Here is an 18,716-nt window from a genome sequence, read left to right as displayed (position 1 = left end):
GCCGCAAGGCCTTTCTTTTTTTCTACGGCTGAATTACTTCACGCCCCATTTATTGTGGAGTTCAGTCATTCGTTCGCTATAGCTTCGGGCAATGCAGGCTGGCTCATCATCCTTCTCCTTCCAGCACTCGTTGCGTCCTTTGATCCAACCGCGCTGCTCTGCTTTTAACATCGGATCATTCTTCGATTTAGCCAGTGCCTGTTTAAAAATTTCGTTCAATTTCAGATCCATTGCAGAGAGCGATGGGCTCTGGCAAATAATATCTTCCGCACTTCCCTTTTGAACAGCAGAGCAGGAGTAAGACGGACCTGCGTTGGTCGATTTTTTCGCTGGAGAATAATCAATATTATCCTCCGGCAGGCAAACCCCGTGCTTACGATTAGGTCCAGTCCAGGATACGTCCGGATTTCCGTCATCTTTGCGGGAGATAGAAACGGTATTTTTACCACTTGTCGCCTCCCAATAGTTTTCATTGAAAGCCTTCACCGTCGCCTTCGCGCCATCGATCCAGACATTGCCTTTACCATCACTATTCACACCACCAATACTTGCGCAGCTGAAATTGAACGCCAGCGGCGAGGCCGCCATCGACGTCAACGGCGTAAGAGCGAGTGCTAACATCATTAACCTGGTCATTTTTAACCTTTTCATTATTAAATTCCGCGAAAAATTAACCGCATTAACATCATGGCGATATGAGAACTATCCGAGTAAGCATTCCGTCGCTCAATAGCAATTTATTACCGAAAGAAATTAAACTGTCGCCGAATCACGACACTTGTAAGTTATTAAAATTAAATAAAAAAATGCCTCTTGTCTCGCCTCATTTTTAGGCGTACATTAGCGCCGTCTGGAGCATTAAAGCTCAGAATTCTGAGGTGATGCAGCCAAGTAAACGAGGGGAATTCTCCATTTCGTTTATGCGTGCATCAGCTCTCTGTCAGGTAAGCATATGTTCATTTAGACATACCCAAGGTATGCGGAGAGATGAAAAGTGAAATATTTCTTTATGGGCATTTCTTTTATGGTCATCGTTTGGGCCGGTACTTTCGCCCTGATGATCTAAATTAAAAGACGCAGCAAAAAACAGGAGCCATAAGGCTCCTGTTTGCATTTTGGGGGAACATTCGGTCAGTCGGTACTTTCAGAAGTCGATTTTGCACTGGTCGGTAACAGGCCATCTGCACGGAACATTGCTTTGATACCGCGAATAGCCTGGCGGGTACGGTCACGGTTTTCAATCAACGCAAAACGCACATGCGTATCACCATAATCACCAAACCCAATCCCCGGCGAAACGCATACCTTCGCTTCATTCAGCAGTTTCTTGGCAAACTCAAGTGACCCCATCCCGGCGTATTGCTCTGGAATTTTCGCCCAAACGTACATCGAGGCTTTTGGCACCTCGACCATCCAGCCAGCTTCATGCAGCCCTTTGACCAGCACATCACGACGACGTTTATATTGCTCTGCAATATCTCGCACGCACTGCTGATCGCCTTCCAGCGCGGCGATGGCCGCAACCTGTAACGGTGTAAAGGTTCCGTAATCGTGATAGCTCTTAATTCGCGCCAGCGCGTTTACCAACGTTTTATTGCCCACCATAAAACCGATACGCCAGCCCGCCATGTTGTAGCTTTTCGACAGGGTGAAAAATTCAACTGCGACATCGCGAGCGCCCGGTACCTGCATAATCGACGGCGCTTTCCAGCCGTCGTAGACAATATCAGCGTAGGCCAGGTCGTGAACCACCAGCACGTCATAGCGTTTAGCCAGAGCCACAACTTTTTCGAAGAACTCCAGCTCGACGCATTGCGCCGTCGGGTTCGACGGGAAACCTAAGATCATCATCTTCGGTTTCGGATAGCTTTCGCGAATCGCGCGCTCCAGCTCATTAAAGAAATCGACGCCTTCGACCAGCGGCACAGATCGTACCTGCGCGCCGGCAATCACCGCGCCATAAATATGGATGGGATAACTTGGGTTGGGTACGAGGACCGTATCACCGTGATCGAGCGTTGCCAGCATCAGGTGCGCAAGTCCCTCTTTGGAACCGATGGTCACAATGGCTTCGGATTCAGGATCGATCTCAACGTCATAGCGTTCCTGGTACCAGCGGGAAATCGCCCGACGCAGACGCGGAATACCGCGAGAGGTGGAATAACCGTGCGTATCCGGGCGCTGCGCTACGGTACACAGTTTTTCAACAATGTGAGGAGGCGTGGCCCCATCCGGGTTCCCCATGCTGAAGTCGATAATATCTTCGCCGCGCCGACGCGCAGCCATCTTCAGTTCAGCCGTGATGTTAAAAACGTACGGGGGAAGGCGATCAATACGCGTAAAGCGACGTTCAGGGCGGGAGTCAGCCATAATATCCTCAGATTAACGTTAGCGCCCGGACCGTCCGAGCGACGCTGCCACGATGGTGGCACGTTTAGAAAATAGCCTGAATAATTTCCTTCTGTCGAGAGGCAAAACAAAATATTTTTTCCTGACAAAAAAGAGGAACAACATAGTAAAATGAGGAAATATTCATTTTCACAACCCGCTTAAAATTACCATCATTTAACATTTTGTTGTTAAATACATTACCTTGAACGCAGCGCCGACAGGACAGGTATTGTAAATACAACAATCATGCAACAATCCCCTTTTAATATTATGGTTTTTCCTCATTAGGCACAGGCTACGTGGGCGCTGGTCATCCTGGCCCAGGTTACCTATCATAGAGGTTTAACCCTTGCGCAAGAGTCACCCGTGCACGAAATATTCAATATGCTGCTGGCGGTATTTGACCGGGCAGCACTGATGCTGTTCTGTCTGTTTTTCCTGATTCGTATCCGCCTGTTCCGCGAACTGTTGCACAAATCAGCCCACTCCCCAAAAGAGCTGCTCGCCGTTACCGCGATTTTCTCAATGTTTGCCCTGTTCAGTACCTGGTCCGGCGTACCGGTTGAAGGCTCACTGGTTAACGTGCGTATTATCGCGGTCATGTCAGGGGGGATTCTGTTTGGTCCGTGGGTCGGTATCATTACGGGCCTCATCGCGGGTACCCACCGCTATCTGATCGACATCGGCGGCGTCACCGCCCTGCCCTGTTTTATCACCAGTATTCTGGCAGGCTGTATTGCCGGGTGGATCAACCGTAAGATTCCTAAAGCACAGCACTGGCGAGCTGGCATTTTAGGCGGAATGCTTTGCGAATCCCTGACGATGATCCTCGTCGTCGTCTGGGCCCCCTCTATCGCACTGGGACTGGATATTGTCTCAAAAATCGGTATCCCAATGATCCTGGGCAGCGTCTGCATTGGCTTTATCGTCATGCTAGTGCAAAGCGTGGAGGGCGAGAAAGAGGCCAGCGCCGCGAAGCAGGCCAAGCTGGCGCTGGATATTGCCAACAAAACCTTGCCGCTTTTTCGGCAGGTTAACAGCGAGTCGCTCCGCCAGGTATGCGAAATTATTCGCCATGACATCCATGCGGACGCCGTCGCAATTACCAATACCAAGCACGTTCTGGCCTACGTTGGCGTGGGGGAACTTAACTACCGTGATAACGATGATTTCGTCAGTCCTACCACGCAGCAGGCGATCAATTACGGAAAAATCATCATTAAAAACAATGATGAAGCGCATCGCACACCGGAAATACACTCCATGCTGGTGATCCCGCTGTGGGAGAAAGGTGTTGTCACCGGTACGCTAAAAATCTACTACTGTCACGCCCACCAGATAACCTCCTCGCTGCAGGAAATGGCTATTGGTCTGTCGCAAATTATCTCGACTCAGCTTGAAGTTTCCCGGGCGGAACAGCTACGCGAAATGGCAAATAAGGCAGAGCTACGCGCACTACAAAGTAAAATAAATCCTCATTTCCTGTTTAACGCCCTGAACGCGATTTCATCCTCGGTACGACTTAACCCAGACACCGCACGCCAGCTCATTTTTAATTTGTCGCGTTATCTTCGCTACAATATCGAATTAAAAGACGATGAGCAGATCGATATCAAAAAAGAGCTGTATCAAATCAAGGATTACATCGCCATCGAACAAGCGCGTTTTGGCGACAAACTAACGGTTATTTATGATATCGATGAAGAGGTAAGCTGTTATATTCCCAGCCTGCTGATTCAGCCGCTGGTAGAAAACGCTATCGTCCATGGGATTCAGCCCTGCAAAGGGAAAGGTGTGGTCACCATCAGCGTGGCGGAGTGTGGTAACCGGGTACGGATAGCCGTGCGGGATACGGGCCACGGTATCGATCCAAAAGTGATTGAACGGGTCGAATCCAATGAAATGCCGGGCAATAAAATTGGTCTATTGAATGTGCACCATCGCGTTAAGCTGCTCTACGGTGAGGGATTACATATCCGCCGTCTGGAGCCCGGCACTGAGATTGCCTTTTATGTACCGAATCAGCATTCGCCCGCAGCCGCACCGGCCACATTGTTGCTTTAACCAGGAGTGAAGTCGTGAAAGTCATCATTGTTGAAGATGAATTCCTGGCCCAACAGGAACTGAGCTGGCTGATAAAAGAGCACAGCCAGATGGAGATTGTCGGCACGTTTGACGATGGTCTGGACGTGCTGAAATATCTCCAGCACAACCGCGTTGACGCCATTTTTCTGGATATTAATATTCCCTCGCTGGACGGCGTATTGCTGGCACAAAATATCAGCCAGTTCGCGCATAAACCCTTTATTGTGTTTATTACCGCGTGGAAAGAACACGCCGTTGAAGCCTTCGAACTGGAAGCTTTTGACTACATTCTGAAGCCGTACCAGGAATCACGCATTGTCAGCATGCTGCAAAAGCTGGAAGCCGCCTGGCAACAGCAGCAAACTGGAACTTCGCCCGCCAGTCCGGTGGCCCGCGAAAACGATACGATCAACCTGATCAAAGATGAGCGGATCATCGTGACCCCGATCAACGACATCTACTACGCAGAAGCCCATGAAAAGATGACGTTTGTCTACACCCGGCGCGAATCGTACGTGATGCCGATGAACATCACCGAATTTTGCAGCAAACTGCCGGCTTCGCATTTCTTCCGCTGCCACCGCTCGTTCTGCGTGAATCTGAATAAAATCCGCGAGATCGAACCCTGGTTTAACAATACCTATATTTTGCGCTTAAAAGATCTGGAATTTGAAATCCCGGTTAGTCGGAGTAAAGTGAAAGAGTTCAGACAGTTAATGCACTTATAGCGCAGAGAAAGAGCGATGAAAGAGCCAGGCCTTCCCGCAGACCAACAGTTTTTCGCCGATCTGTTCAGTGGCCTGGTGTTAAACCCACAGCGTCTGGGGCACGTGTGGTTCGCAACCCAGCCCACCACGTTACCGACCGGCAGTTTATGTATTGATCTTCCGCGCCTTGATATCGTGCTACGTGGGGAATACAGCAACCAACTGCAAAAACAGCAGCATAACCTGGCAGAAGGCGACATGCTGTTTATCCCGGCGAAAGCGGCCAATCTGCCCGGCGGCGACAAACCCGTGATGCTGCTGAGCCTGGTTTTTTCTCCGGCATGGCTGGGACTCTCTTTTTACGATAATCGAACCGCATCGCTGCTTCGTCCGGTACGCCGTATTGAGTTACCCCATCCACAGCGCGGCGAAGGCGAGGCGATGCTCACCGCATTAACGCATTTAAGCCGCTCTCCTCAGGCCCAGGATATCATTCAGCCGTTGGTGCTTAGTCTGCTGCATCTGTGTCGTAGCGTGGTGAATACCCGCCCAGACACTGAGCGCCCACGCGCTGAATTTCTCTATCATAGTATGTGTAATTGGATACAAGATAACTATGCCCAGCCGCTGACTCGCGAAAGCGTGGCGCAGTTTTTTAATATCACACCCAATCACCTGTCAAAAGTTTTTGCCCAGCACGGCACTATGGGGTTCGTCGAGTATCTGCGGTGGGTAAGAATGGCGAAGGCGCGCATTATCTTGCAGAAATACCATCTGTCGATTAGCGAAGTCGCACAGCGGTGTGGATACCATGACAGTGATTATTTCTGCCGCCTGTTCCGGCGTCAGTTTGGCCTGACGCCGGGAGAGTACGGCGCGCGTTTTCAGTCAGCGCGTTGATTATGTCAACACCTGCCAAGGCCGCCGCATCTTTGCTTTATGGTGAGTCGTTACAGCCGATGTCTGTGTGTTTAGCCCAATTGACCATTCCCTGGAAATCAACAATCACCACGGATTCATCGCCAACCACCCAGGCATCATGGCCTGGAGGAATGCGCGACAGCTCACCGGGCTTACAATCAAATTCGCTGCCATCATCCATTTTTATCCGCAGCACACCGGAAACGTGGTACTGAAAATGAGGGGCTTCGCAACTCTTCGTTCCAGCGATAGGTTGAACTGACGTAGACCACCGCCAGCCTGGTTCCAGGACCGCACGGCCGACAATTGCACCTCCCACATCGAGAAGCTCCAGTCGCCCGTGAGGGAACTCACGAACTTCGTCTGGAAGACCAAATGACTTCACTTCTGCTTTGTCCATTGCGCACCTCCTTAGGTTGATTACGCGCATGGCCGCTCTTAAATTATATCAGCAGCGGTCATTTATTGTACGATTCGTAATCTCAGCCAGGATCGTTGTAAAATAACGGCCTTTAGCTAAACCCTGCAGGCTTACTCAATAAAGTGAATATACGATGAAGAACAGACGTGCACTCTCCCTGATGTGTTTTCAGATGCTGGAATCAGGTGCGGATCGTCGGACCGTGAAAAGAGCCCTGACCTCCCGCCGTGTTAAAGGTCGCCAGGCGGTAGTTCTGCTCTGCAAACAAGAGATGACGTTGTTGAGGGCCGGGAAACTACCGTTCTCTGATTGATAATTTCCCTTTCTGACCCTCTTATCCACTCTTGCTGTCAAACTTAAAGCGTCAGTTCTGCCTCCAGCAGCGCAAGAATGCTCTCAGCATTTTCAGCGGCAAACAACGACTGGCGGAACTGCTTGTTCACCAGCTTGCGCGCCAGCTGCGAAAAGACCTTCACGTGGTTTATGCCTTCATCGGCACCCAGCGTCAGCATGATCACCAGTTCCACATCACCCATCTCAGACTGCCAGTCAACGGGCTGCTGAAGCCGGGCAATGCTGATGCTGGAATGGCGGATCCACTGGGATTTCGTGTGCGGAATAGCCACGCCGAAGCCGACGGCGGTGGTGACGATCTCTTCACGCTGCCAGACATCCTCTTCCAGTTCAAACGGATGTTCAGTCCGTCCATTAACGCTAAGATTGCCGCACAGGAACTGGATCACCTGCTCTTTGTTACTCAGAGATTCGCCGACAAAGATGTTCTCCAGCGCCAGCAGCGGACGCACATCTTTCTGCGGTGCAAACTGGTTTAGCAGATCTTCTATCTCCTGAGCGCTACGGCATTCGCAGGCCTGCATGGCGAGCTCACGACATGCCCGGCCGTCCAGTTGACGAAGCTGGCTTTTTACCGCCGGAATACGTGGGCTGCTCATGCTCAGCTCATCCAGCCCGAGGCCCAGAAGCAGCGGTAAATAACGTCCTTCACCGCCCAGTTCGCCGCAAATACCCACCCATTTACCGCGTTCGTGCGCCACGCGAACAATCTGCTGTAACATGCGCAGGAACGACGGCGTAATCGGGTTGTACAGCGGCGAAACGCGCGGGTTATTGCGATCAACGGCGTACAAGTACTGGGTCATGTCATTTGAGCCAATACTGAAGAAATCCACCTCATCACAGAAATGGTCGATGATGTAACACACCGAAGGGACTTCAACCATAATCCCCAATGAGATTGTCGGAGCATGACGCAAGCCGTCCGCTTTCAGCGCCACCAACGCGTTTTGCAGTTCGCTTTTTACCCATAAAATCTGGTCGAGGCTGTGCACCATCGGGATCATCAGTTGCGCATTGCCGAAGGTCGCCGCCCGTAAAATCGCGCGCAATTGAGTGCGAAAAAGCCCGGCAAACTCCGGATAAATCCGCACCGCGCGATAGCCCAGGAACGGATTCTCTTCCTGCGGAATATTAAGATAGCGGATGTTCTTATCGCCGCCGATATCCATGGTGCGAAAGATAACCGGCTTGTCGCCCGCGGCCAGTAAGACCTGCTGGTAGGCTTCAAACTGTTCCTGCTCATCAGGTGCGCTGTCGCGGTCCATAAACAGCATTTCAGTACGAAACAGCCCAATCCCTTCCGCACCATTGGCAAACGCTCCCGGCGCTTCCAGCGCGGTACCGATATTCGCTGCAACGTCAATACGCTGATGATCTTTGGTCAACGCAGGCTGGGCGGCATCAAGCGCCTGCCGCCGCTGGCATTCATCGGCCAGCTTCTGCGCAATCGCGTAATAGCCGCGAACGGCATCGTCTGGATTGATGGCTAATACCCCACATCGGGCATCCAGTACCGCATGCTGCCCGGAATACCGGTTAATGGCCGCCAGCGGCAAGCCGCTAAGTACCGGAATAGCTGACGCACGGGCAAGGATCAAGGTATGCGAAGTGCGCCCCGTTTTCTCCAGGATCATGCCAGACAGATGCTGCAAATCGAGGCTTAAAAACTGGCTGGGCGTCAAATCCTCAGCAACCAGAATCGTCGGTTTATTCAGCACCAGCGCATTACGCGGTCGTCTTTCAGGCCAGGTGATGTGCAGCAACTGTTCGCTGATATCACGGATATCACTGACGCGTTCGCGCAGGTAATCACTACCGGAGGCCGACAGCTTGTCGCACACCAGCTCCATATTGGCAACAATTGCCGCCCCTAGCCCCAGATGTTGCTCCAGCATTAAGCGGCGAATATTCCCGGCAAACTCGTCATCCTGAATCAGAGACAGATGCGCGCTAAGGATGGTTTTACTCTCGCCGTCGCGCTCGCGCAGCTGCTGATTGAGCTGTTCGGCAAGCGTCGCCAGACTATGCTCCAGCCGGGTATTGTCTTCCGCACTCGCCGCAATCGCACGATAACTTTCCAGGTTATCACTCTGCCAAAGCGTGAGCGTACCTGCTCCCACGCCACCTGCCAGTACGCTGCCGTACAGCAGGTCCGGGTTGAGGCGAATCAGCGAACGCGGCAACGGGTGCGCCGCCAGTTCCGCCGGGGTCGGCTGAACGCTATCGCTGTCAATAAACCGGTGCTGCAGGTACTCCTCCAGCGCTCGCCGGGCCTGTTCTTCATCGCGACCAGTAATGGTCAGGCTGCAATTGTCGTTAAACAGCGTTCCGGTACCTATCAGCGCCAGCGAGCTTTTCGCATCCGCCCTCGCATTCTGGCGATGATTAATAAATATCACCTCACTTTGCCACTGGCAGCACTGTTCTTTCAGCTCCCACGCCGGACGCGCATGCAGACCATTGGGTAACGGGCAAAGAAATTGAATCGTTAGCATAACAACTCCTGATTAGCGCGAAATCAGCACCTGAAATCCGTCAGATGAGCCACGGTTTCGCACGTAAGATGTGAAATAAGAGCCGACAACAGCTGCTGCGTCTGGATGATGTCCCGGCAGTCGGCAATCGACGCCGCGCAATGTCCATACCGTGTGGCGGGTCCCATGACAACCGTCGGGATCCCTGTGCCGCTTACGTGCACCGCCCCGCCGTCGGTGCCGCCGTTACTGAACATATCGAGCTGCAGGGAAATACCCGCGTCAGCGGCCACGCTTTCAACCCACGCCGTCAGCTTTGGCGGTGCAATCAGCGATTTATCGCTTAACACCAGCATCGGGCCTTTACCGAGCTGCCGATGGTTGGCCACACTGTAATCAAAGTTTTTGGCCCAGCAGGCGGTATCCAGCACAAATGCCACATCCGGTGCGACAACGCGTGCAGCCGTTTGTCCTCCGCGCAGTCCCACTTCTTCACTGGAACTGGCCACCAGCCAGACCTCGCAAGGAAGTATGGCGTTATGCCATTCACGCAGTAGCGCCACCAGCAAATAACATCCAAGACGGTCATCAAAGGCTTTGCCCATGATTCGCTGGTGCGGCAAGACCTGAAAGGTTGTGTCGAATGTGACGCGATCGCCGGGGCGTACGCCGGCCTGGAGTACCTCATCATAAGATCGCGCGCCAATATCTACTCGCAGCGTATTGACCTCATTACCGCAGCGCTCTCCGTCGAGCAGACCGGGAATTTTACTCTCTTCACGGGTGGTGATCCGCACCGGCTGCAGTTGTCTGGCCGCCATACGCACATTTCCCACCGGCAATACATCGATCGCCCCTTCGCTGGAAATACTACGCACGATAAATCCCACTTCATCCATATGCGCGCAGATCATCACCTTCGGACCGGTTGATTCATTGAGACGGATCAGCACCGATCCCAGACCATCGAAGCGCACCTCTTTATTAAGACGATCCGCCTCCTCAAGCAGGATCTGCCGCACTTCCTGTTCTGATGAGGCGATCGCGTCCGCCTCGCTCAGCGCCTTTAGTAACGATAAATCCATTACGCCTCCCCCGTGTGTAGCAATGTTTTCGCCATGGTATAGAGCACCTCGCCGCCGTCAGGCGTAACCAGCACAACATCTTCAATACGCACACCCCCCTGCCCCGGCAAATAAATACCCGGCTCAACGGTAAGCAGCATGCCAGCGACCAGAGGTGTTGTGTCATCGGGGGAAAAACGTGGGTTTTCATGCACTTCAATGCCGATAGCATGTCCGGTGTTGTGACCAAACGCATCACCATAGCCCGCCAGGGTAATGACTCGCCTGGCTGCGGCGTCTACCTCATTGCATCGCGCACCTGGTCGAATTGCCGCCACCGCGGCACGCTGCGCCGCAAGGACAATCTGGTACACGACAAACAGCGTGCTTTCTTCCGCTGGCTGGTTCGCATCGGGGATGCGAAAGGTTCGCATCGGGGATGCGAAAGGTTCGCGTCATATCCGAACAATAACCCTGATACAGAGCGCCAAAATCCACCGTGATGAACTCACCCGCCTCAACACGTTTGTCGCTGGCTTTGCCGTGTGGCAGCGCGCCGCGCCAGCCGCTGGCGACAATGGTGTCAAAAGAAGCTTTATCTGCGCCGAGCGTGCGCATAAACCACTCCAGTTCAGCGGCAATTTCGCCCTCACTGAGACCGGGTTGAATAAAGCGTCGTATATGTTCCGCGCTGAGGTCAGCTATCCGGCAGGCTTCGCGGATGCAGGCTATTTCCTGCGCCGTTTTCACCTGCCGGAGCACATCCGGTACGGCGCTCACCAGTCGGGCGCGCAGTTTGTCCGACCACGCGTTCGCCGTTTCCCAGCTTACTTGCTCACCTTCGAATCCCACCGTCTGCAGCTTTTCGTGCGCAATAATGTGATTCACCTGCGAAAACAGCGTCTGCGTTCCATCGAGCCGATGGATCTGATAGCCCTGAGTACGCGTGGCAATATCGGTGTAGTAACGGGCATCAACCAGGATATGCGCACTTTCATGGCTGATAAACACAAACCCTGAACTGCTGGAGATCCCCATATGCGGCTGTTTGTTCTGCCGTGATGACAACAGCATCGCGTCGAGTTGTTGCGCAGTTAACCAGTCGCGCAGTGAAGCAAGTAAGCTCATAGTTACAATCCTTTTAATCAGAGGCTTTCAATCAGCAACTTGCCTTTGCGATACATCAGATGGCGAAGGAACACCACCATCAGCGCCGTAATCACCGCACCTAACAGGATCCCCGCCATATAGACGCCGAGGTTAGTCACCAGCGGCCACGCCCAGATAGCGGATTCCGGGAACCACTGCACGGCCCCCAGCCAGACGGCAGCCGTCGACCCAACAATGGCGCCAACCATATAAGAAGGAATTGCGGTGATGGGACTTTCCAGAGCAAACGGGATCGCCCCTTCGCTGATGCCCATAAATGCGAGGAACATTGCCGTTTTCCCCTGCGGGTAAAGCTGTGCGCTGAACAGGCGCTTGCCGGTTAAGCGACGGTCAATAAGCGTGGCCAGCCCGAGGCCAATCGGCGGAATGACAATCGCAATAGAGCGCGCGGTGACCGGCAGAACGTGATCGGTGGTAAAGCTGAAGGCGACAAAACCTGCGGCTTTATTAATCGGGCCGCCGAGGTCAATCGCCGTTGCCGCGGAAATCCCCATCGCGTACATCAGCGTGCCTTTCTCGCCAGCCGCCGTCAGCAAAGTACGGATCCCGCCGTTAATCCAGCCGCCAAACGGCGTTATCACGTAATACATCGCCAGCATGACGAAAATGGCGGAGAGAATGGGCAGTAAAAAGGTGGTTTTGAATGCCAGCAGGAAATCAGGCAGCTGGATTTTTTGGTTCATCCACTTCACCAGATACCCGGCGACAATCGAGATAATCAGCGCACCAATAAAGGTTGACGGAACCGGAGCACTGGTTACCCATTGCAGCGTTGATGGGTCAAAATTCAGTATTTGTGTCGGCTGAGTAGACATCAGCCCGCCAATGAACCCCGCCGGAAACGCCAGCTTGCCGCCGATGGAGTTGGCGACAAACGCGGCAAACATCGGAATAGCAAAACCAAACAGCACGCCGCCAAAAGATTGCGACAGCCAGGCAAACTTCAGTAATGAAAGATTAAAACCGGTAAATTTTCCGCTGTTCAGCGCATCCATGATGCCAGTGTCAGCAGGTATATCGAGCCAGCTATAGGCGATCAGTTGCGAGAAGGCGAGAATCACCCCGCCCATAATTAACGTCGGCACCATGCGTGAAATACCCGACATCACATGTTGCGGAAGTTCGCCCCAGAAGCTATTGCGGGAGGCCGGTGGATTTTTTATTGCCGCTGCCGCACCAGATGCGCCAGGCACAACGGTTGCACTGCGTTTTTTAATGGCCATACGTAATTCCCTGTCGATGATTATTGTTGTTCAGCGGCAACCATCTCTTCGATCTCTTTAATGATGCCGGCAGCATTTTTTATCGCGTCCTGTAGCGTAATTTCGTAGACATCACGCGACTCAAAACGCTCGTTATCTTCTGGAGTTACGGCAACTGAATGGATGATTAACGTCGCCTCAGCAATATCCTGCGCCGTCAGGCGATTTTGTATTCCGTCAGCACCCTGGGTTTCGATTTTCACTTCATAACCGGCTTCAACCGCGGCTTCTTCCAGCGCCTGAGCTGCCATAAAGGTGTGGGCCAGCCCCATTGGGCACGCGCAGACGGCAATTAATTTTTTACTCATAATCATTTCCTCGTAATAGTTAACGAGTGAAATTATGGTCCGAGAAAAGTAACAACCGTTATCAGACAAATAATGCTTTTACTGGACAAATAATCCAGCAATCAGGAAGTGTGACGAAGGTCGGAAAGGTGGGCGGCAGGCATAAAAAAACCGCGTGATTTACGCGGTTTTGCAGATTTCTGATTGAAGAATTAAAGAATATGGCCCAGCGTCTGACGCAAATGCGCACCTGCGCCAAGTAGTCCAGGATTATCGTGCACAATCAGGTACACCGGAATATCCTGCACGTAGGCTTTAAAACGGCCTTTATCTTCAAAACCACCGCGAAAGCCTGAAGCCTTAAAGAAGTCGAGGAAGCGCGGTACGATACCACCGGCGATGTACACACCGCCAAACGTCCCAAGGGTTAACGCCAGATCGCCACCAAAACGCCCCATAATGACGCAGAACAGCGACAGCGCCCGACGACAGTCAATGCAGGAATCTTCCAGCGCCCGTGCGGTGATATCCTTCGGCTGCAGATTTTCCGGCAACCGCCCGTCTGATTTGACGATGGCGCGATACAGATTCACCAGCCCCGGACCGGACAGCACGCGTTCTGCGGAAACATGGCCAATTTCGGCGCGCAGGACTTCAAGGATAATTCCTTCTTCTTCGCTGTTAGGCGCAAAATCTACATGACCGCCTTCACCGGGCAGGCTCACCCAGCGTTTGTCCACGTGCACCAGATGCGCCACGCCGAGCCCGGTTCCTGCGCCATAGACGGCTATCGGTTTACCTTCAACAGGTTCCGCGCCACCAAACTGGATCAAATGCTCTTTTTTCAGCATCGGGATCGCCATCGACACGGCGGTGAAATCATTGATGATTTCCAGATGGCTAAAGCCCAGATTTTTTTTCATCTCAGCAATAGAGAATGCCCAGGTATGGTTGGTCATTGCCACCCAGTCGCCAGTAATCGGACAGGCAATGGCAATGCAGCCATCTTCGACGCTGACGCTATGCTCATCCAGGTACACGCGCACCACGGCTTCCAGACTGGGGTAATCAAGCCCGGAATAGGTTTTTGCCTGCGAAATCTCGCCGCTGGCAATATCGCACAGAGCAAGACGCGCGTTGGTGCCGCCAACATCCCCTACTAAAGCATATTTTGTCATTCTTCCACTGCTCCGCTAAAGTCAGATTAAATCTTTGCCACACTGTAAATTCATGGGGACATAACAACAACGGTCTGAAGGCTGATGCCCGTGGAAAATCGATCCAGATCACACAATTACTTTATCGTTTCAGCACCATTTGCAGCGATGCCGTCAGGCATGCTGTGCAAACTATGTCTATGACTCTGTTTTAAGGAATACAAAATGCTCCATCCGCGAGCCAGAACGATGCTCTTGCTATCAACCCCAGCGCTAATCATTGGCATAGCGTCCAGCCTGGTGTTGATCGTTGTGATGAAAGTGGCTTCCGTTTTACAGCAGTTTTTATGGGAACGTCTGCCTGTTAGCATCGGTATAGCCCAAGACTCTCCGGTCTGGATTATCGGTATGCTGACGCTCACGGGGATCATGGTCGGGTTAGTTATCCGTTACAGCCATGGTCACGCAGGTCCGGATCCGGCCTGTGAACCGTTAATTGGTATGCCGGTGCCAACGTCAGCACTACCGGGCCTGCTGGCAGCGCTAATCCTTGGCCTCGCGGGTGGCGTCAGTCTGGGTCCGGAACACCCCATCATGACCGTAAATATCGCTCTGGCAGTGGCACTTGGTAGCCGCATGTTTCCCCGCATTGCGAAACTGGACTGGACCATTCTCGCCTCTGCCGGCACCATCGGCGCGCTATTTGGCACCCCCGTTGCCGCTGCGCTGATATTTTCGCAAACGCTGAATAGCTCAAACGATGTGCCCTTGTGGGATCGCCTGTTCGCGCCGTTAATGGCCGCGGCCGCGGGTTCGCTAACCACCAGCCTGTTTTTTCACCCCCATTTTTCACTGCCCATCGCGCACTACACGCAGATGCACTTGATCGATATCCTCAGCGGCGCGGTTGTTGCCGCAATCGCTATTGCAGCCGGAATGGTAGCCGTCTGGTGTCTGCCACGTTTGCACCATTTAATGCATCGATTAAAACACCCGGTACTGATCCTCGGGGCAGGCGGTTTTATCCTTGGAATTTTGGGTGTTATCGGCGGGCCGCTTACCTTGTTTAAGGGACTGGACGAAATGCAGCAGATGGCGTTTAGCCAAACGCTGGGGACATCGGATTATTTCATGCTCGCCGTAATTAAGCTGGCGGCGTTAGTAGTTGCGGCAGCGAGTGGTTTTCGCGGAGGGCGAATCTTCCCGGCGGTATTCGTTGGTGTCGCCTTGGGTCTGATGCTGCACGCCCATGTTGAAGCGGTGCCGGCTGCCATCACGGTTTCTTGCTCTATCCTCGGGCTGGTGCTGGTCGTCACCCGCGACGCCTGGCTGAGCCTGTTTATGGCAGCAGTGGTGGTACCAGATACCACCCTGCTGCCGCTGCTGTGCATCGTCATGCTGCCCGCCTGGCTGCTGCTGGCAGGCAAGCCGTTGATGGTCGCTGAGCGCCCTGATAAATAGCTATCCGCTGTTGCGAGATTCCAGCGCACGGGTCACCGTGCGCAATAATTCAGGAAGATCGGCTTTCGGTAGCACCACCTCAATTAACGATAATCGTTGCGGATGGGACAGCCTGGCCAAAACTTCCTCCAGCTGTACCGCCTGCGTCACCCGCCAGCATTCCGCCTGACATTCACGACTAAACGCCTGCGGCACCAACGTCCAACTCCAGGCGGCGATATCGTTATAGCGCTGATTTGCCCCGTGTATGGCCCGCTCCACGGTATAGCCGTCATTGTTGAGGAGTAAAATAACGGGTGATTGCCCGTCTCTGAGCATGGAGCCCAGCTCCTGAATGGTGAGCTGCGCCGCGCCATCGCCAATAATCAGGATCACCCGACGGTCCGGACAGGCCGTTTGCGCGCCGAATGCCGCCGGTAGCGCGTAGCCAATAGATCCCCACAACGGTTGAACCAGTACTTCCGCCCCGCAAGGTAATGAGAGCGCAGCCGCGCCAAAGGCGGCGGTTCCCTGATCGACGAGGATAATATCATTAGGCGCCAGATACTGCTGCACCGTATGCCAGAAGTTTTCCTGCGTCAGAGGCCCCTTCTCAACCTGAATGCGCGCAACTGGCGGACGTTCTGGCGGCAGTGAAAACGACATTTCCAGACACAGCTCCCGCAATGTGGTGACCGCCTGCTCCATCGGGATGTTAAACCAGCTGGTTCCAATCCGTGAGGCATGTGGCTGAACATCAATGGTGCGCTCCTGCGGTAGCTGTTGCGTAAACCCGGCGGTCAGGGTGTCGACAAATTGTGTGCCGACACAAAATATCGTGTCAGCATCTTCGATAGCCAGACGAACATAATCGCTACTGGCTCCGGCACTGTACGTGCCAACAAACGCCGGATGACGTTCATCGAACAGCCCTTTGCCCATCAACAACGTAGCGTGGGCCATCGGCGTTTCCGCCATCCAGCGCTGTAAAACCGGCTGCAGACCAAAACGTAGCGCGAGAAAGTCCGCGAGCAGCGCGACGCGCGGGCTGTCCAGCAATCGTTCACGGGCATGGTAGCGAAACGCTTCTGCCACACTGCTCTCCGGCTCGCTCAGAGGAACAATCAGGATGTCATTCGGTGGTGTGGCGGGCTGTTTTGCCACATCAGCAGGTAACATCAGATAGCCCGGTCTGCGTTCGATGAGCATTGCTCGCAACACGCGGTCAATTTCATAACAGGCGTTTTGTTCATCCAGTACCGCGCTCGCCGTCGTCACCGCCTGCTGCATACGGTAAAAATGTTGAAAGTCACCATCACCCAGCGTGTGATGCATCAACTCCCCACGACGCTGTGCACCGCGACAGGGCGCGCCAACAATATGCAAAACAGGAACATATTCCGCATAACTTCCTGCAATACCGTTAATCGCACTTAACTCGCCCACGCCAAACGTGGTGAGCAGCGCCCCTACCCCGGAGACCCGTGCATAGCCATCTGCCGCATAAGCCGCATTCAACTCGTTCGCACACCCGACCCAACATACGTTGGGATGTTCAATCACGTGGTCAAGAAACTGCAAATTATAATCGCCTGGCACACCAAAGAGATGGCCGACGCCACAGCCTGCCAGCCTGTCCAGCAGATAATCAGCAACGGAATACGGGGTTTGCATGACAGCTATCCTTCTGACGGTAACCTCATGTTGAGTATCGAAGAACTGTGATGACTGTCCAGGAAAGTCGCTGTGAAGGGGTGGAAAGCAGGATTTACAGTTTTGGCGGTAAAAATTCATTGAAGAATAGACGGTGTAACCGTATACACTGAAAGACACACGCATTGTGGAAGGGGGTGACATGGTTTATCACGCAGATGAAAATCGTTATCAGACAATGGAGTACCGCCGCTGCGGTCAGAGCGGCCTTAAACTGCCGATTGTCTCGCTGGGTTTGTGGCACAATTTTGGCGATACCACACAGGTCGAAAACAGTCGGGCATTGTTACAGCGCGCATTCGATCTGGGGATCAACCATTTTGATCTGGCAAATAACTATGGTCCACCGCCGGGTTCGGCAGAACGGAATTTTGGTCGGATCCTGCAGGAAGATTTTTTACCGTGGCGAGATGAGCTTATTATCTCCACTAAAGCGGGCTACACCATGTGGGAAGGTCCCTACGGTGACTGGGGTTCACGCAAATATCTGATTGCCAGTCTCGATCAAAGCCTGAAGCGCCTGGGACTGGAGTATGTCGATATTTTCTACCACCATCGCCCCGACCCTGAAACACCGCTCAAAGAAACCATGCGCACACTGGATCACATAGTCCGTCAGGGCAAAGCCCTGTACGTCGGGTTGTCTAACTATCCGGCAGATCTTGCCAGGCAGGCGATTGAAATACTCGACGATTTAGGTACGCCATGCCTTATTCACCAGCCCAAATATTCCATGTTTGAACGTTGGGTCGAAGGCGGTCTGCTGTCGTTGCTACAGGAAAAAGGCGTCGGCAGTATCGCCTTTTCACCGCTGGCAGGCGGGCAGTTAACCGACCGCTACCTGAACGGCATTCCTGCGGATTCTCGTGCGGCAAGCGGCAGCCGTTTCCTGAACCCGGATCAAATTACGCCAGAGAAACTGGAGAAGGTGCGGGCGCTGAATGCGCTGGCAGAACGACGCGGGCAAAAGCTTTCCCAGATGGCGCTGGCATGGGTGTTACGGGATGACAAAGTCACGTCAGTGCTGATTGGCGCGAGTAAAACGGCGCAGATTGAAGACGCTGTCGGCATGCTGGCAAACCGTCACTTTACGTCTGAAGAGTGCGCGGAGATTGATGCTATCCTGAGTTGATTGAAATAAAGACACATTTATTAACAAAAAGTGCTCTCACTTGCGATTTAAGAGTTAAGGCGATGAAACGGGGCTTTACTGCCCCGTAATATTACGTTAACAGGCCGGCTACGGCTCGATCGTGAAGGAGAGAAA

Annotated in this window: 16 protein-coding genes and 1 pseudogene; 7 read left to right on the top strand and 10 right to left on the bottom strand. The window is 53.1% G+C overall.

The genetic code is table 11. The annotated features are described in order from the left end of the window. Window positions 1-33: 33 nt before the first annotated feature. The gene (locus tag OGX67_RS11555) at window positions 34-651 is read right to left on the bottom strand and encodes a lysozyme inhibitor LprI family protein (RefSeq protein ID WP_046670112.1); all 618 of its coding nucleotides are present in this window, start codon (window positions 649-651) and stop codon (window positions 34-36) included. Between the two features lie 343 nt (window positions 652-994). On the opposite strand from OGX67_RS11555, the gene ypdK reads away from it, so the two are divergent. Then, on the top strand, window positions 995-1,066 hold the full coding sequence (ypdK, locus tag OGX67_RS11550) for a membrane protein YpdK (RefSeq protein ID WP_010723117.1): 72 nt from the start codon (window positions 995-997) through the stop codon (window positions 1,064-1,066). A 65-nt stretch (window positions 1,067-1,131) separates the two neighbouring features. Here the strand turns inward: ypdK and alaC are convergent, their stop codons facing one another. Further along, window positions 1,132-2,370 carry an alanine transaminase gene (gene alaC / locus OGX67_RS11545; RefSeq protein WP_003028236.1) on the bottom strand — a complete coding sequence of 413 codons (1,239 nt, stop codon included), beginning with the start codon at window positions 2,368-2,370 and terminating at the stop codon, window positions 1,132-1,134. A gap of 387 nt (window positions 2,371-2,757) precedes the next feature. Here alaC and OGX67_RS11540 point away from each other — a divergent pair, with 387 nt between their 5' ends. From OGX67_RS11540 to OGX67_RS11530, 3 genes are read left to right on the top strand one after another with little or no spacing between them, the layout of a single operon-like run. After that, window positions 2,758-4,455, top strand: coding sequence for a sensor histidine kinase (locus OGX67_RS11540; protein ID WP_204583390.1), 1,698 nt, complete (start codon window positions 2,758-2,760; stop codon window positions 4,453-4,455). Window positions 4,456-4,469: 14 nt separating this feature from the next. Then, window positions 4,470-5,204, top strand: a complete 735-nt coding sequence (gene ypdB, locus OGX67_RS11535) for a two-component system response regulator YpdB (RefSeq protein WP_032936528.1) — start codon at window positions 4,470-4,472, stop codon at window positions 5,202-5,204. A 15-nt stretch (window positions 5,205-5,219) separates the two neighbouring features. Then, window positions 5,220-6,083, top strand: a complete 864-nt coding sequence (locus OGX67_RS11530; RefSeq protein WP_003839254.1) for an AraC family transcriptional regulator — start codon at window positions 5,220-5,222, stop codon at window positions 6,081-6,083. A gap of 37 nt (window positions 6,084-6,120) precedes the next feature. On the opposite strand, the gene OGX67_RS11525 is transcribed toward OGX67_RS11530, so the two are convergent. Beyond that, a complete protein-coding gene (locus tag OGX67_RS11525; protein WP_080953243.1) occupies window positions 6,121-6,504 on the bottom strand; it encodes a cupin domain-containing protein in 384 nt (127 codons plus the stop codon). Between the two features lie 154 nt (window positions 6,505-6,658). On the opposite strand from OGX67_RS11525, the gene OGX67_RS11520 reads away from it, so the two are divergent. Next, window positions 6,659-6,838 (top strand): hypothetical protein, encoded by a 180-nt coding sequence (locus OGX67_RS11520; protein WP_071524306.1) that lies wholly within the window; start codon window positions 6,659-6,661, stop codon window positions 6,836-6,838. 43 nt (window positions 6,839-6,881) lie between these two features. Here the strand turns inward: OGX67_RS11520 and ptsP are convergent, their stop codons facing one another. The 6 genes and pseudogenes from ptsP to glk all read right to left on the bottom strand — a co-directional run bounded on the left by ptsP (window position 6,882) and on the right by glk (window position 14,317). Further along, entirely contained in the window at window positions 6,882-9,377 is a 2,496-nt protein-coding gene (ptsP, locus tag OGX67_RS11515) for a phosphoenolpyruvate--protein phosphotransferase (protein WP_257651526.1), read from the bottom strand. Window positions 9,378-9,400: 23 nt separating this feature from the next. Beyond that, window positions 9,401-10,441, bottom strand: a complete 1,041-nt coding sequence (gene ypdE / locus OGX67_RS11510; protein WP_046670117.1) for an aminopeptidase — start codon at window positions 10,439-10,441, stop codon at window positions 9,401-9,403. Next, a pseudogene (gene ypdF, locus OGX67_RS11505) lies at window positions 10,441-11,548 on the bottom strand (aminopeptidase). The gene ypdE and the pseudogene ypdF overlap by 1 nt, the downstream one beginning before the upstream one ends. A gap of 17 nt (window positions 11,549-11,565) precedes the next feature. Beyond that, entirely contained in the window at window positions 11,566-12,813 is a 1,248-nt protein-coding gene (locus OGX67_RS11500; RefSeq protein WP_003028252.1) for a PTS fructose transporter subunit IIC, read from the bottom strand. Between the two features lie 20 nt (window positions 12,814-12,833). Next, complete coding sequence (locus OGX67_RS11495) at window positions 12,834-13,160, bottom strand: PTS fructose transporter subunit IIB (RefSeq protein ID WP_003028254.1); 327 nt, start codon at window positions 13,158-13,160, stop codon at window positions 12,834-12,836. A gap of 191 nt (window positions 13,161-13,351) precedes the next feature. Then, window positions 13,352-14,317: a glucokinase gene (gene glk, locus OGX67_RS11490; protein ID WP_003028256.1), complete on the bottom strand. Its 966-nt coding sequence runs from the start codon at window positions 14,315-14,317 to the stop codon at window positions 13,352-13,354. Window positions 14,318-14,521: 204 nt separating this feature from the next. Between glk and OGX67_RS11485 the strand changes: the two genes are divergently transcribed. Then, window positions 14,522-15,757, top strand: coding sequence for an ion channel protein (locus tag OGX67_RS11485; protein WP_016150726.1), 1,236 nt, complete (start codon window positions 14,522-14,524; stop codon window positions 15,755-15,757). On the opposite strand, the gene OGX67_RS11480 is transcribed toward OGX67_RS11485, so the two are convergent. Then, window positions 15,758-17,410, bottom strand: a complete 1,653-nt coding sequence (locus OGX67_RS11480) for an alpha-keto acid decarboxylase family protein (protein WP_032949720.1) — start codon at window positions 17,408-17,410, stop codon at window positions 15,758-15,760. 181 nt (window positions 17,411-17,591) lie between these two features. Between OGX67_RS11480 and mgrA the strand changes: the two genes are divergently transcribed. Then, entirely contained in the window at window positions 17,592-18,581 is a 990-nt protein-coding gene (mgrA, locus tag OGX67_RS11475) for an L-glyceraldehyde 3-phosphate reductase (RefSeq protein ID WP_257651528.1), read from the top strand. Window positions 18,582-18,716 lie beyond the last annotated feature (135 nt).

Source organism: Citrobacter sp. Cf118, assembly GCF_030334095.1.
Classification (GTDB): Bacteria; Pseudomonadota; Gammaproteobacteria; order Enterobacterales; family Enterobacteriaceae; genus Citrobacter; species Citrobacter freundii.
This window is presented reverse-complemented; position numbering and strand designations above follow the sequence as displayed.